The organism is Mesorhizobium sp. M1006 (assembly GCF_040318825.1).
GTDB lineage: Bacteria > Pseudomonadota > Alphaproteobacteria > Rhizobiales > Rhizobiaceae > Mesorhizobium.
Genome location: NZ_JAMYMZ010000005.1, coordinates 38,858 through 52,514 on the forward strand (window position 1 = coordinate 38,858; position 13,657 = coordinate 52,514).

The 13,657-nt window shown below is 63.2% G+C and carries 14 protein-coding genes; 5 read left to right on the forward strand and 9 right to left on the reverse strand.

From position 1 onward, the window contains the following. Window positions 1-51 precede the first annotated feature (51 nt). Together NKH60_RS06210 and NKH60_RS06215 are read left to right on the forward strand one after the other, a co-directional pair. A complete protein-coding gene (locus tag NKH60_RS06210) occupies window positions 52-459 on the forward strand; it encodes a tautomerase family protein (RefSeq protein WP_352540794.1) in 408 nt (135 codons plus the stop codon). Window positions 460-615: 156 nt separating this feature from the next. Further along, complete coding sequence (locus NKH60_RS06215) at window positions 616-2,838, forward strand: AMP-binding protein (protein WP_352871482.1); 2,223 nt, start codon at window positions 616-618, stop codon at window positions 2,836-2,838. Window positions 2,839-2,959: 121 nt separating this feature from the next. On the opposite strand, the gene NKH60_RS06220 is transcribed toward NKH60_RS06215, so the two are convergent. The 3 genes from NKH60_RS06220 to NKH60_RS06230 all read right to left on the reverse strand — a co-directional run bounded on the left by NKH60_RS06220 (window position 2,960) and on the right by NKH60_RS06230 (window position 4,990). Then, window positions 2,960-3,223 (reverse strand): hypothetical protein, encoded by a 264-nt coding sequence (locus NKH60_RS06220; RefSeq protein WP_023677727.1) that lies wholly within the window; start codon window positions 3,221-3,223, stop codon window positions 2,960-2,962. Between the two features lie 249 nt (window positions 3,224-3,472). Continuing rightward, entirely contained in the window at window positions 3,473-4,288 is an 816-nt protein-coding gene (locus NKH60_RS06225) for a CDP-alcohol phosphatidyltransferase family protein (protein ID WP_023677728.1), read from the reverse strand. A 3-nt stretch (window positions 4,289-4,291) separates the two neighbouring features. Beyond that, a complete protein-coding gene (locus NKH60_RS06230; RefSeq protein ID WP_023677729.1) occupies window positions 4,292-4,990 on the reverse strand; it encodes a phosphatidylserine decarboxylase in 699 nt (232 codons plus the stop codon). A gap of 266 nt (window positions 4,991-5,256) precedes the next feature. Here NKH60_RS06230 and NKH60_RS06235 point away from each other — a divergent pair, with 266 nt between their 5' ends. Then, window positions 5,257-6,123: an SMP-30/gluconolactonase/LRE family protein gene (locus NKH60_RS06235; RefSeq protein WP_352871484.1), complete on the forward strand. Its 867-nt coding sequence runs from the start codon at window positions 5,257-5,259 to the stop codon at window positions 6,121-6,123. A 5-nt stretch (window positions 6,124-6,128) separates the two neighbouring features. Here NKH60_RS06235 and NKH60_RS06240 read toward each other — a convergent pair whose 3' ends face one another. From NKH60_RS06240 to NKH60_RS06255, 4 genes are all read right to left on the reverse strand, one after another. Further along, a complete protein-coding gene (locus tag NKH60_RS06240) occupies window positions 6,129-6,476 on the reverse strand; it encodes an antibiotic biosynthesis monooxygenase (RefSeq protein ID WP_352871626.1) in 348 nt (115 codons plus the stop codon). Window positions 6,477-6,565: 89 nt separating this feature from the next. Beyond that, on the reverse strand, window positions 6,566-8,452 hold the full coding sequence (locus tag NKH60_RS06245) for an ABCB family ABC transporter ATP-binding protein/permease (protein WP_352501837.1): 1,887 nt from the start codon (window positions 8,450-8,452) through the stop codon (window positions 6,566-6,568). Window positions 8,453-8,471: 19 nt separating this feature from the next. Next, window positions 8,472-8,846, reverse strand: coding sequence for an ArsR/SmtB family transcription factor (locus NKH60_RS06250; protein WP_352871487.1), 375 nt, complete (start codon window positions 8,844-8,846; stop codon window positions 8,472-8,474). Between the two features lie 60 nt (window positions 8,847-8,906). Then, on the reverse strand, window positions 8,907-10,412 hold the full coding sequence (locus tag NKH60_RS06255; protein WP_352871489.1) for a LysM peptidoglycan-binding domain-containing protein: 1,506 nt from the start codon (window positions 10,410-10,412) through the stop codon (window positions 8,907-8,909). Window positions 10,413-10,526: 114 nt separating this feature from the next. On the opposite strand from NKH60_RS06255, the gene NKH60_RS06260 reads away from it, so the two are divergent. Next, the gene (locus NKH60_RS06260) at window positions 10,527-11,138 is read left to right on the forward strand and encodes an LOG family protein (RefSeq protein ID WP_352471073.1); all 612 of its coding nucleotides are present in this window, start codon (window positions 10,527-10,529) and stop codon (window positions 11,136-11,138) included. Between the two features lie 87 nt (window positions 11,139-11,225). Here NKH60_RS06260 and NKH60_RS06265 read toward each other — a convergent pair whose 3' ends face one another. Then, entirely contained in the window at window positions 11,226-12,131 is a 906-nt protein-coding gene (locus tag NKH60_RS06265; RefSeq protein WP_352871491.1) for a LysR substrate-binding domain-containing protein, read from the reverse strand. Between the two features lie 100 nt (window positions 12,132-12,231). Here NKH60_RS06265 and NKH60_RS06270 point away from each other — a divergent pair, with 100 nt between their 5' ends. Beyond that, window positions 12,232-12,522 (forward strand): muconolactone Delta-isomerase family protein, encoded by a 291-nt coding sequence (locus NKH60_RS06270; protein WP_352448978.1) that lies wholly within the window; start codon window positions 12,232-12,234, stop codon window positions 12,520-12,522. Between the two features lie 55 nt (window positions 12,523-12,577). Here NKH60_RS06270 and rarD read toward each other — a convergent pair whose 3' ends face one another. Further along, entirely contained in the window at window positions 12,578-13,510 is a 933-nt protein-coding gene (gene rarD / locus NKH60_RS06275) for an EamA family transporter RarD (RefSeq protein ID WP_352615876.1), read from the reverse strand. Window positions 13,511-13,657: the final 147 nt, after the last annotated feature.

The window sequence follows — 13,657 nt, forward strand, 5'->3', positions numbered from 1 at the left end:
ATGATTTTCTCGACGGCGAAGAGGCGCCGCTTGAAACCGAGGAGAAGAAACATGCCGATCATCAATGTCAGCGTTACCGGCAAGCCCGATGCCGCTTTGTCCGCCGCCATTGCCAGGGAAGTGACCGAACTGACAGCCACGCATCTGCGCAAGGACGCGACGATCACAGCTGTTGCCATTTCCTATCACGACCCCGAGCACTGGTTCGCCGGCGGCAAGTCGCTGGCCGAGCATGGCACCAACACGGCCTGGCTCGACATCAAGGTTGTCGACGGTACCAACACCAAGCTCGAACTGGAGGCGTATCTGCAGGCAATTTTCGCGGCATTCGGCCGGCTGCTGGGTAAGGTGCATGAGGAAAGCTACGCCCTCGTGCATGAAGTGCCTGCGGCCGCCTATGGCTTTGGCGGCAAGACGCAGGAATTCCGCTTCATCAGCGGAAGGATGAAAGCGGCGTAGCTGCGATAAGCAGCCGAGCCGAATCAAACATAGGCGAATCAAACATAGGAGAGAAGGAAAAATGGAGCCGCATTGACGTTGATCCAACTTCGGCTAGGTTCTCACCCGAAGCGGCCGGTGAAGAGCCGCGACGTGAGATCGTTGGGAGATGCGGCGATGATCCTGACACTGGCGCTGCTTGCGGGTCTTGTCGCGGCCTGGCTGCTGATCGGCGTGGTGGAGAAGTTCCGCCTCGGCCTGCGTTTGAGCCAGGCGCTGCTCTACGTGCCGTTCAAGCTCGCCTACCGGATCAGCGACGAGCGCATCAAGATTGCGCGCAGGTCGGTGGCCCCGGTCATCTATGTCATCTGGCATCAGTCACGCATCGAGCCGGCGCTGATGCTGTCGCTGCTGCCGGAAGACACGCTGCACATCCTCGACCAGGCTTCGGCCAGATCGCCGTGGCTGGAGCCGTGGCGCGAGCTCGGCCGCACCATCGCCTTCAACGCCGAGCATGTCTTCGTCAGCCGCAGATTGGTGCGGGTGCTGAAGGGCAAGGGCCGGCTCGCCGTTTACCTGCCGGATGCGGTCGAGCCAGACGTCAAGTCGTTTCGGTTGTTTCGCGCCATCACCCGTATCGCCATGCAGGCCGACGCCCGTATCGTGCCGATCTTCGTTGCCGGCGCACGCAGCCTGCCGGCCTCGCTGACGCCGGCGGACAAGGCGCCGCGCCATTGGTTTCCGCAGCTGTCGATCAGCGCGCTGGAGCCGATGACCATCGCCGAGCTGGTGGCGCGGAACCCAGATCAGGCCTCCAACACCAATGCGCTGTTTGATCGCTTCGCCGAGGCCAGGCTTTTCGGCAGTGATCTCGACCGAGGGCTGTTCCTCGCCATGCGCGATGCGGCCGACCGTGTTGGCGCTTCGCACCCAATAATCGAGGACGTCATTGGCGGTGCCCTGAGCTACCGGAAAGTGTTCATCGGCGCCAGGGTTTTGGGCCGACGGTTCGAGGCAATAACGGCGCCGGGCGAAGCGGTTGGGCTGCTCCTGCCCAACGCCAATGGCGTCGTGCTGTCGTTCGTCGGACTTTTGTCGGCTGCGCGGGTGGCAGCAATGATCAACTATACCGCCGGCCCGGCCAGCGTCACCGCCGCCATCCGCACGGCGATGATCCGCACCGTGGTCTCCTCACGCGCCTTTGTCGAAAAGGCCAACCTCGCCGACATCGTCGAGGCGGTGGAAAAGGGCGGGGCGAAACTGCTGTGGCTGGAGGATGTCCGCGCAAGCGTGACCGTGCTGGACAAGGCCGCAGCCGCCTTGCTGTGGCGCCGGCCGTTGCAGCGCCAGGATGCGGCCAAGCCGGCGGTGATCCTGTTCACCTCCGGCTCGGAAGGCACGCCCAAGGCCGTGGTGCTGTCGCACCGGAATCTTCTTGCCAATGCGATGCAGGCGGAAGCCCGCATCACCATCTCGCCGGCCGATATCCTGCTCAACGTGCTGCCGGTGTTCCACTCGTTCGGGCTGACCGGCGGCACCATCCTGCCGCTGGTCACCGGAGTAAAGCTGTTCCTCTACCCGTCACCGCTGCACTACAAACTTATTCCGGAGGTGGCGCGCAAGGTCCGGCCGACGGTGATGTTCGGCACCGACACGTTCCTCGCCAACTATGCCCGCACCGCCAAGGACGGCGATTTTTCCAGCCTGCGCTTCGTCGTGGCCGGTGCCGAGGCGGTAAAGCCGGAGACGCGCCGAGTTTACCGCGAGCGCTTCCAGGCCGAGATCATCGAAGGTTTTGGCTTGACCGAGGCCGCACCAGTGGTTGCCGTCAACACCGCCATCCACGGCCGCGACGGAACGGTCGGGCGGCTGCTGCCGGCCATGCGCATGAAACTCGAACCGGTCGAAGGCATCAGCGACGCCGGCCGGCTGTGGCTCGACGGGCCGAACCTGATGATGGGCTACATGACCGGCGACCGGCCGGGCGAGTTGCAGCCGCTCGAAGGCTGGCACGACACCGGCGATATCGTTTCGGTCGATCGCGAAGGCTTCATCACCATTCGCGGCCGCGCCAAGCGCTTCGCCAAGATAGCCGGCGAGATGGTATCGCTTGGCGCGGTCGAGATGCTGGTGCAGTCGCTGTGGCCGGAAGAGCATCACGCCGTGGTGGCAGTGCCGGACAAGCGGCGCGGCGAGCGCCTCGTTCTGGTCACCACGGCCGACAATGCCGATCCCGACGAATTGCGGGAATTCGGCAAAAAAGCCGGGGCGGCCGAACTGATGGTGCCGAACGACATCGTCAAGGTCGAGGAGATCCCGGTACTGGGCTCCGGCAAGACCGACTATGTCTCGACTAGAAAGCTGGCGCTCGAGAGGCTGGGACTGAGCGCGGCCGCCTGAGGCTTGCTGTCGAAAACTCTAAAGCGCGTCGCGTTCGACCGGCCTTGTGCGACGCGCTTTAGATTCTTGTTTTTATGCATGTCGTTATCGCAAAACCGCTGCACACTTTTGCGCGAATGCATTAGAAGACCACCACCGACAACAGCAGAATGGCGCCGACGGCCATCATCAGAAGGCCCGGCCAGTTCTGCGACAGGCCGAGAAAACGGAGCCCGCGCCGCCGCGGCTCCAGGGTCGGACCTGGTGTTGCGAGATAAGGCGTCGGACTGTCCGGCGCGGTGGAGACAGCGGCCGGTTCACTAAGCCGCCCGCGCATGATGGCTGCTACCGCCATATAGACGAGGCCGGCGACAGTCAGTAACACGCCGATGAGGATGACAGCCATTTCTCCTCGTTTCCGATGGTTCTGCGCCCGATGCGGCAGCTTGCGCGACGTAGATGACATACCACGAGCAGCCGCTCAGACGGACCTACCAAACACAAACGGTCTAGCCGCCCAGCAAGTTCCGAAAACGGGGCTTTTGAGGTGCATTCCACAGCGCCGCGCGCTGTGTGAGCCGGTCCTGAGTCTAAACGGACGACCCTTTTCGGAATCATGCACTGCCAGGCGCGACGCGAACTGGCACCAAATCTGTCAGCCAATATCCGAGGACGGCACCTTCTCGCCTTCGCGCTTGGCGCGTCTCGAATAGGCGCGCACACTGAACGGCAAGAAGACCAGATAGCCGGCAACCGAGGCCGTCAGCGTATACCAGGGATAGGTCATCAAAAGCAGGACGTAGAGGACGACTGCGAGGATGATCGGCAGCACCCTGTCGCCCGGTATCCTGACGCTCTTGCCGGAATAGACGGGCAGTCTGCTGACCAGCAGGAACGCCACCAATATTGTAAAGCCGGTGGCAATGAAGGCTGCCAGGCGGCTGGGTTCAAGCCCAAGCCTTAGGAAGAACAGATAGAGCGGCAGCATCACCAGCACCGCACCCGCCGGCGCCGGCACGCCGACGAAATATTCGGTCTGCCACTGCGGACGGTCGAGCTCTTCGTCGAGCACGTTGAAACGGGCAAGCCTCATCCCACAGGCGATTGTGAACAGCAGCGCGGCGATCCAGCCCGGCGAACCTGCCCTGTCGAGCAGAAAGGCATAGAGCACCAGCGCCGGTGCCACGCCGAAATTGACGATATCGGCCAGCGAATCCATCTGGGCGCCGAATTTGGAAGTCGCCTTCAGCATTCGCGCCAGACGGCCGTCGATACCGTCGAGGAAGGCCGCGAGCAGCACCATCACCACCGCTGGCTCGAAGCGGCCCTCGAAGCCGAAGCGAATACCGGACAGGCCGGCGCAGATGGCGAGCACCGTGACCAGATTGGGCAGCACCATGCGCATCGGGATTTCGCGAATGCGCGGGCCACCGCCGCCATGCGCCTCGAATTTCTTGAACGGCGGGGCCACCGGTCAGGAGATCCGCACGAGCGGCGTTGCGGCAACGCCGCCGAATTCCGCCAGCACCGTCTCACCGCCAACCGCGGTCTGGCCGACGGCGACACGCGGCGTCGCGGTCGAGGGCAGGAATACATCGACGCGCGAGCCAAAGCGGATCAGCCCGAAGCGCTCGCCGGTGCCGATGGCGCCGCCGGGCTCGGCCCAGCAGACGATGCGCCGCGCCACCAGGCCGGCAATCTGTACCGCGGCGACCGTTCCATTGGGGCTTTCGATGACCAGCCCGTTGCGCTCGTTCTCGGTGCTTGCCTTGTCGAGTTCGGCGTTGAGGAATTTTCCTGGCCGATGCTCGATCCTGGAAATGCGGCCGCGCACCGGGGAGCGGTTCACGTGGCAGGAAAAGACGTTCATGAACACCGAGATGCGGGTCATTTCACCGCCGCCGAGGCCAAGCTCGCGCGGCGGCACGGCCGGGCCAACCGCCGAGACGATGCCGTCGGCCGGGCTGACAACCAGCCGGTCATCGATCGGCGTGACACGCTCGGGATCGCGGAAGAAATAGGCGCACCAGGCCGTCAGGATGAGACCGATCCAGAACAGGGTCGAGGAGAAGTAGCCAAGAAAGAGCGTCGCCGCGCCGAACGCAGCGATAAAGGGATAACCCTCGCGATGGATCGGAACGAACGCATTCTTGATCGTGTCAACGAGGCTCATGGGATGAGGGCAACCTTGGTTCCAAGTCCGGCCTCAATAGCGGAAACACCCCGCGGTCGCAACGCGACAATGAGAGCGCTCGGGGGGTGGCGGTCGCCGCCGTTTCGGGATGCCGTTAGCAGCATCCGGACTGCCGAAGTGATCAACCGGAAATGTTCATTGCGATTGTCGGAACGCAGCACTCTCGCCCGTCCTTGGCAAGACAGCGCCTCTCATCGGCCTTTCGGCCATGACGATTTGCGCAAAAACCCGGAGGTTCTCGGCCCATGCAGAAATCAGTAGCCAGGCAAGTGCAAGTGGTGATGAACGGCTTGGCCTTCGGCGAGTCACCGCGCTGGCACGACGGCCGGCTGTGGTTCTGCAACTGGGGCACAGGCCAGATCATCGCCGTTGACGCCCTAGGCAACAGCGAGATCGCGCTCACCGTGCCGGCCACCCTGCCCTATTCCATTGACTGGCTGCCGGACGGGCGCCTGCTTGTCGTGTCCGGCCGCGAAGGGCTGATCCTCAGGCAGGAGGCAGACGGGACATTGGTCACCCATGCCGATCTGAGACAACTATCAAAGAGCCCGTGGAACGAGATCGTCGTCGATGGACGCGGCAACATCTATGTCAATGGTGGTGGGCCCGCTCCGGGTCCCGGCCAGCATTTCGGCCCCGGCGCCATCGTGCTGGTCGCGCCTGACGGCTCGGTTCAGCAGGTGGCTGAGAACCTCGCCTTCGCCAATGGCATGGCGGTGACGCCTGACAACAAGACGCTTATCGTTGCCGAGTCCCACGCCAACCGGCTGACCGCCTTCGACATCGCTGCCGATGGTGGCCTTTCCAACCGCAGGATCTGGGCCAATCTCGGCAACGGTTTTCCCGACGGCATCTGCCTCGATGCCGAAGGTGCGGCCTGGTATGCCGACGTTCCGAACCGGCATTGCGTGCGGGTGCGCGAGGGCGGCGCGATGCTCGAAAGTGTCGATGTCGACCGCGGCTGCTTTGCCTGCATGCTCGGCGGCAGCGAGGGAAAAAAGCTGTTCATCGTCGCCGCCGAATGGCGCGGCTTCGAACATATGATCAGCGATGCCCGTACCGGCCAAGTGCTCAGCGTCGACGCTACTGCGCCGGGCGCCGGCTGGCCGTAGAGAGCTTACATCCCGGGAATCCGCTGATAGTTGGCAATATCGGCCTTGACGCCAAGTCGCGCGATGGTCTCCTGAGGCTTGAAGCCGCTGCGCTCATGCGCGGCCTTGATGATCGGCACGACCTTGTCGACCGCGGCCTGCCCTTCCCATTCGACAATGGTCACGAGGTTGAACTCGCCCGGCCCCGAGAATTGCTCAAGCAGGAAATCCTGGACGAACCCTTGCTGCTGGCGCAGCAAATCATGCGTCATCCGGACCTTGGCAAGAATCTCCTCGCGGGCGTTGGCCGGAACGACAAACTTGTCCACCCGGAATACACTGCCGCCACTAACTGCCTGATTTATCCCATTCATATCGATTGTCTCCGTTTTTGAACGACGCATTTTGCTGCGATCCAAAACGGCCTACGATCTCAACTTAAGTTGAGGTCAAGCACGAATTTTCAGCTCACCTCCGAGGTGCGGCGGCGGACGACGACGCCGAACTCGTCGCTTTCGCGGGCAATGCGCAGCCGCTCCTCGGCCTCGCTTGCCTCGCGCTGGCGGTCCCACATCGATGCATAAAGGCCGCGCTTGGCTATCAAGGCGACATGGGTGCCGCGCTCGGCGATCTGGCCATCCTGCAGGACGATGATCTCGTCGGCCGAAATCACTGTGGACAGCCGATGGGCGATGACGAGGGTGGTGCGGCCCTGGCTGACCAGGTCGAGTGCCGCCTGGATCTCCTGCTCGGTGTGGCTGTCCAGCGCCGAGGTCGCCTCGTCGAGCATCAGGATCGGCGGCGCCTTCAAAATGGTGCGGGCAATCGCCACCCGCTGCTTCTCGCCGCCGGACAGTTTTAATCCGCGCTCGCCGACCATTGAGCGATAGCCGTCGGGCAGCCGCTCGATGAACGGTCCGATCTGGGCCAGTTCTGCCGCCTTGCGCACATCCTCCTCGCTGGCGCCGACGCGGCCGTAGCGGATGTTGTAGGCGATGGTGTCGTTAAACAGCACCGTGTCCTGCGGCACCATGCCGATGGCAGCGCGCAAGCTCTCCTGCGTCACGTCGCGAATGTCCTGGCCGTCGATCAGAATCTTGCCGCGCTGGATGTCGTAGAAGCGAAACAAAAGCCGCGAAATGGTCGACTTGCCGGCTCCGGAGGGTCCGACGATGGCCACCGTCTTGCCGGCTGGCACCTCGAAGCTGATGCCCTTCAGGATCTTGCGGTTGGGGTCGTAGGAAAAATGTACGTCGCGGAACTCGACCCTGCCGGCATCGACGACCAGCGGCTTGGCGCCCGGCCGATCGACGATCTCACGCTTGACGTCGAGCAGATCGAACATGTTTTCGATGTCGGTCAGGCCCTGGCGAATTTCGCGGTAGATCATGCCGATGAAATTCAGCGGCACCGAAAGCTGCATGAGCATGGCGTTGACGAAGACGAAATCGCCGACGCTCTGTGTGCCCGCCTTCACCTCGAGCGCCGACATCACCATGACGACGGTCATGCCGATACCGAAGATCACACCTTGGCCGAAGTTCAGCCAGCCAAGCGAGGTCCAGGTCCTGGTCGCCGCCAACTCGTAGCGCGCCGTGGACCGGTCGAACCGCTCGGCCTCCATGGTTTCGTTATTGAAATATTTGACTGTTTCGTAGTTGAGCAGCGAGTCGATCGCCTTCGTGCTGGCTTCATTGTCGCTTTCGTTCATCTCACGGCGGATCGAAATACGCCAATCGCTCGCCCTGACGGTGAACCAGACATAGAGCCAGACCGTGACCGCGATCACCAAGACGTATAGCCAGCCATAGGTGACGGCGAAGATGCCGGCGGTGAGCGCGAATTCGACGATTGTCGGCGCCGTCGCCAGCATGGTGAAGCGGACTATCGTCTCGATGCCCTTGGTGCCGCGCTCAATGACGCGCGACAGTCCGCCGGTGCGCCGTTCGAGGTGGAAGCGCAGCGACAGTTCGTGCATGTGCACGAAGGTGCGGAAGGCGAGCCGGCGGACCGCATGCTGGCCGACCCGTGCAAACAGGGCATCGCGTAACTGGTTGAAGCCGAGCTGCACCAGCCGCACCGCATTGTAGGCGACGACCAGCATGACCGGCGCCAGCAGCAGGGCCGGCAGCGGCGGCGGCGATTTGCTATCGCCGGCCAGTGCGTCGGTCGCCCATTTGAAGAAATAGGGTCCGGCCACCAGGGTCAGCTTGGCGACCACCAGCAGTACGGTGGCCCATACCACTCGGGCCCTCAGGTCGGCGCGGTCGGCCGGCCACATATAGGGCCAGAGATTGCGCAACGTTCTGAAGGTCGAGCCGGAATCTGCGGAAACGGTTTTCTCGGCCATTCTTGTTTACCTTATGATTTTAGCGGCCGGAGCAGCAGGAATCGACCAGCGCGGCCAGCGATGCCGAAACATCGGCGAGCGCGGCGCGGTCGAGCTCATAGCGGGAGCGCTGGCGGTCAGGCTCGAAGCGGATCAGCCCGGCCTCGACCAGGATCTTCAAATGCTGGGAAACGGTGGACTGCGCCAGGTCGAGATGCTCGACGACCTCGCGACAGCAGCAGGAACGGCTTGCGGAAAGGTGTTTGAGAATTTCGATCCGCGCTGGATGCGAAAGGGCCGCGAGCCGGACAGCGACAGCGCGGCTATCCGGCATGCAGTTGGCCGGCGTGCAGTTGGCCGGCGGGCGTTCATCTGCCGCGCGGCTTTGGTCCGTTACGAGGGGGGATTCGGTCATCGTCCATCGGCGATAAACGATGACTGGCCCTGCCGCAAGCTATCCTGATGGGCAGAACGGCTATTCGGCCTTGACTGGCGCCGTCGTCATCTGGTCGCCCATTGCCTTGAGATCGGCGGGCTCGCCTTCCTTCGATTTCTCCGGCACCTTGAACACCTGCCCCGGCCAGATTCGGTTCGGATTGCTGATCTGGTCCTGGTTGGCGAGATAGATGGTCGAGTAGCGCATGCCCTGGCCATAGACCCGCCGCGAAATCCGCCACAGCGTGTCATGGCGGCGGATGATGACTGCGCCATCGGCATGTTCGAGCTTTGGCGCCACGGTCTCGGGCGTTTCGCCCGGAGGCGTTGCGACAGCCATTTCGGCCGGGGCCTCGGTTGTAGGAGCGGGGGCAGTTGCGGGCGTTTCGGCGGCCGTTGCCGGTGCGCCTTCGGTCGCCGGAGCATTCGGCTCGGCTGGTTTTATCCCGGCAGGCTTCTGCTCGGCCGGCGCCACGGCCGCAACCGCCTCACCAGGCTCGCGCTCGAACGGCACAGCCGCACGGGCCACCACCGTCACGCCGTCGGCGTCGAGCGCATCGACGTGGATGGTGTAGGTGCCGACCGGGATGTCGCGTGTCGCTTCGACCAGGAAGTGGCGGTCGGGCGAGGTCTTCGCGTCACCGAGCAGGATATCGTTGGCATACGCACGCACCTTGCGGCCGGGATCGGCGACGCCGGCAACGAAAATCTTGTTGCCGTCGATTTCGACAGCTTCGACGACGATCTTCCGCTCCGCCGCGGAAGTAGCGGGCGCTGCCGGTGTGGCGGGCGCTGCCGGAGCCGGCGCGGCTTCAACAGCGGCCGGCGCGGCAGGAGCAGACGCTGCTGGAACGTCAGCCGCCGGGGCGGCTGGCGCCGGCGCTGCGGCAGCCGGCAATTCGGTGCCCGTGGCGGGTGGCGGAACGGCCGCCTGTTCGCCGACAGGCGGCGAGGCGTCAGATTTCGCCTGAGGGGCCGGAACAGTGAGCAGTTCGGACGGCTTGCCCGGCTCCTCGACCATTGCCAGCACCTGGCCGGTGGAATTCTGGGGGATCGAAACGACCGCGGTCTGCGCCGAGGCGGTCACGACATTGCCAGCCGTCGAGCGCAGCGTGATCGTGTAGTCGCCGGGCTTCAGCGGATCGTCGAGAATAATGGCAAAGGCGCCGTCGGGACCGGCGACCGTCGAGCCGAGCACAGCCGAACCGTTGAGAATCTCGACCTTGGCGTTGGGCGCCGCATTGCCGGCGACGACGATCGAGCCGTTGCTTTCGACGCGCACGATGTCGAAGGTCGGCACGATTGCACCTGCTGTGGCCGGCGCGGCGGGCGCTGCCGCATCGGTGGACGCGGCAGACGCAGGCGGCAGCCGGTCCTCGGTCGCCGGAGCGGCCGGTTTCGAAGCCGGCGGCGTCAGCGCCGCGACCTCCGCAGGCCGGGTAGAATTGAGATACGGGTCGAGTGCGCCCGATACATAGGCGGTTCCCGCTGCTGCGACAGAGCCGCCAGCCGCGAACAAAAACGCCTTCAATGGATTAATTGCCATGTTTCCCTGCCCCTTAGCCACCTAATTTCGGTCTAGCCTGTTTTGCCAAAGCCGACAAGAAAAAGCCCGCCCTGGGGCTTGACCATGCCTATAGTCCCTATCACCAATCATAACATGAACACGATTCGATCTGTCTGCGTCTATTGCGGCTCGTCCCCGGGCCGAGATGAGACCTATATCAAGGCCGGACACCTGCTTGGCCGCTCGATCGGCAAGTCTGGCCTGCGTCTGATTTATGGCGGCGGCACTAAAGGGATCATGGGTGCCGTCGCTGAAGGGGCATTAAAGGCCGGTGGCAAGGTAACCGGCATAATTCCACGCTTTCTGATCAACCGGGAGGCGACCGAAACCGCGCTTAACCGGCTCGACGAGCTCGTCATCACCGACAACATGCACGAGCGCAAGCACAGGATGTTTGAGAAATCCGACGCCTTTGTGGCGTTGCCCGGCGGCATCGGCACGGTCGAGGAGATCGTCGAGATCATGACTTGGGCGCAGCTCGGCCATCACCGCAAGCCGATCGTCTTCGGCAACGTCGGAGGGTTCTGGGATCCGATGCTGGCGTTGCTCGACCACATGGCAACGGAGGGCTTCATCCACACGGCGCAACGGGTCAAGCCGCTGGTGGTCGAGGATCCGGAAGCAATCGTCGCCGCTATCATGGTGGCGGGATCCTCCGTCGATGCACCGACGGAGGGTGTGCAGTCGGTGATTGATAAGATGTAGAGTGAATGGTGAATGGTGAATGGTGAATGGTGAATGGTGAAGTAGAAGACTTTCCAAACCGGCGCCTGTCCATTCACTATTCACTATTCACTCCTTGCCTACTGCCTTCCTCAAGTCTCCGATGACCGCACGCTTGTCCTGACGCCGCCAGGCGAGATGGATCGAGACGGTGCGTTCAAACCACGGCAGATCGCGAAACACGGTCTGAGGCGGCGCGGCACTCCGCAGGCTGGCCTGCACCGTCGCCAGCCCAAGCCCGGCGCTGACCAGGCCCAACGACGTCAACGGATCGGTCGTCTCATAGGCAATGTCGGGCAGGAAGCCCGCCTTCGCGCAGGCGGCGAGAAATTGGCTGCGGTTGGTGTCGTCAGGCTGGCGCACCACCGTGATCCAGGTGCGTCCGTCCAGTTGCTGCGGCAGTATCTCCACGATATCGGCCAATGGATCGCCTTCCGGCATCGCCAGAACCAGCGGCTCGCGCATAATGAGCATGGCGGCGATGTCGGGATCGTCGGCAGGAGGAGGCGTGTAGACGAGGCCCAGATCGAGCGATCGTTCGCGCAGCGCTTCGATCTGGGCGGCGGAACGCTGACCCTTCAGTTGAAGATGAAATTCGGGCCGGTCGCGGCGAAACTGGCGCAGCATCCGAGCGACAAGCCCGGCATGGACCGCACCTTCCACATAACCGATGGCGAGACGGCCGACCGTACCGCTGGCGAGATTGCGGCCGAGCTCCTCCAGCCGTCTTGCATGGGCCAGCAGCGCACGCGCCTCGGCAAGAAAAGCGCGGCCCTCGGCATTGAGATGAACACGCTGCCTCGCCCTCTCGAACAGTGCGACGCCCAGCTGCTCCTCCAGCTGAATGATCTGACGGCTGAGCGGCGACTGCGAGATGTGCAGCAATTCGGCGGCACGCCCGACGTTGCCGGTTTCGGCCACCGTGATGAAATAGCGAAGCTGGCGCAGGTCGAACATTGTTGCTTCGATGCTCAAGTCCCGTGAGGTCTCAAATTTAGCCTAATCAGTCTTGGACTGTCTGGCCAGCAGAAGCGAATATTTCCGCCATTCCAACGGCCAACATCAGGAGATTCCGATGCAGTTCTTTGCCCTTCTTGCGCGCAACACCGAAAAGTTCACCGACGCCGATTTCGCGCCGCTGCTGCCTGGCGAGGCCGAGCAGCGCCGCACGCTCTATGCCGAAGGCGCCGTGCGTCAGGTGTGGAATCGGGGCGACATTCCCGGCAGCGGCATGATGTTCGAAGCCGGCAGCGATGCCGACGTGCGCCACCATCTTGCAACTTTGCCGCTGGTCAAGGCCGGCATGATGGATATTGCCGCCGTCGTGCCGCTGCAGCCATATCCCGGCTTCGGGCCGAAGCGCTGAGCGCTCGTGAAAGACGCGGCTGCCGGCATTAAGACCGGCCAGCCGCCTTTCTTCGTTACGCGGCTCGAGCTGATGCGGAAACGGTCTTGCGCGCCGAAGAAAACATCGACCAGGAGTACATCGCCAGTGCCGCCCAGATCAGCCCGAAGGCTATGGCCTGAACACTGCCGAAAGGTTCGCCGAAAATCAGCACCGCGATCAAAAAGACGATCGTCGGCGCGATATATTGCATGATGCCGATGGTGGAGAGGCGCAGCAGCCTGGCGCCGAACGCAAACAACAGCAGAGGCACGGCGGTGACCGGACCGCAGCCGATCAGCAAGGCGGTGTCGTTCAGCGAGCTCGAGACGAAATGATCCTGTCCTGTGGCGATCAGGAAGATGATGTAGCCGAGTGCCGGCACCGACAGCAGCAGCACTTCAAGCAGGAAGCCCTGGCTCGGGCCGATTGGCAGCGTCTTGCGGAAGAAGCCATAGGCGGCAAAGGAAAAGGCTAGCACCAGCGACACCCAGGGCAGTTTGCCAGCGTCGATGGTCAGCACCGCGACCGCGATTGCCGCCAGCACCACCGCCGCGATCTGCAGACGGTCGAGCCGCTCGCCGAGGAGCAGCGCGCCGACAACGACGCTGACCAGCGGGTTGATGTAATAGCCGAGCGCGGTCTCGATGGTGCGTTCGACCGCGATCGCCCAGACATAGATGCCCCAGTTGACCGAGATCAGCGCCGCCGTCAGCACCGCCATCGAAATGATGCGCGGCGAACGAACTGCCGCTTTGAAATCGGCAGTGCGACCGGCCCAGACCAGGACAGCGGCCGCGATCGGCACCGACCAGACGATGCGGTGGGCGATAACTTCGGCCAGCGGCAGATGCGCGACAGCCTTCATGTAGAAGGGCAGCAGCCCCCAAAGCAGGTAGGCGCCGAGCGCCAGCAGGAAGCCGCGACGAGCTTTGGTGTCGGCCTCGATGTGAAGTGCTTGGGTAGTCATGGCCCAAGGCTATGCGCCAGCGGCTTGCCCAAAACCATCGCAAATTGCTGATGGATCAATGGAGTCTTGCTGATGGTTCAACACGACCGCTAAACGTCGAACAATTGCCGCTGTCTGCGAGAGTGATTGCAGGCCCGGCACGACACG

Excerpts from the sequence above, each read along its gene's own strand:
- NKH60_RS06210 (WP_352540794.1), top strand. The coding sequence starts at position 52 with ATGCCGATCATCAATGTCAGCGTTACCGGCAAGCCCGATGCCGCTTTG.
- NKH60_RS06215 (WP_352871482.1), top strand. The coding sequence starts at position 616 with ATGATCCTGACACTGGCGCTGCTTGCGGGTCTTGTCGCGGCCTGGCTG.
- NKH60_RS06220 (WP_023677727.1), bottom strand. The coding sequence starts at position 3,223 with ATGGCTGTCATCCTCATCGGCGTGTTACTGACTGTCGCCGGCCTCGTC.
- NKH60_RS06230 (WP_023677729.1), bottom strand. The coding sequence starts at position 4,990 with ATGAGCCTCGTTGACACGATCAAGAATGCGTTCGTTCCGATCCATCGC.
- NKH60_RS06235 (WP_352871484.1), top strand. The coding sequence starts at position 5,257 with ATGCAGAAATCAGTAGCCAGGCAAGTGCAAGTGGTGATGAACGGCTTG.
- NKH60_RS06240 (WP_352871626.1), bottom strand. The coding sequence starts at position 6,476 with ATGAATGGGATAAATCAGGCAGTTAGTGGCGGCAGTGTATTCCGGGTG.
- NKH60_RS06245 (WP_352501837.1), bottom strand. The coding sequence starts at position 8,452 with ATGGCCGAGAAAACCGTTTCCGCAGATTCCGGCTCGACCTTCAGAACG.
- NKH60_RS06250 (WP_352871487.1), bottom strand. The coding sequence starts at position 8,846 with ATGACCGAATCCCCCCTCGTAACGGACCAAAGCCGCGCGGCAGATGAA.
- NKH60_RS06255 (WP_352871489.1), bottom strand. The coding sequence starts at position 10,412 with ATGGCAATTAATCCATTGAAGGCGTTTTTGTTCGCGGCTGGCGGCTCT.
- NKH60_RS06260 (WP_352471073.1), top strand. The coding sequence starts at position 10,527 with ATGAACACGATTCGATCTGTCTGCGTCTATTGCGGCTCGTCCCCGGGC.
- NKH60_RS06270 (WP_352448978.1), top strand. The coding sequence starts at position 12,232 with ATGCAGTTCTTTGCCCTTCTTGCGCGCAACACCGAAAAGTTCACCGAC.
- rarD (WP_352615876.1), bottom strand. The coding sequence starts at position 13,510 with ATGACTACCCAAGCACTTCACATCGAGGCCGACACCAAAGCTCGTCGC.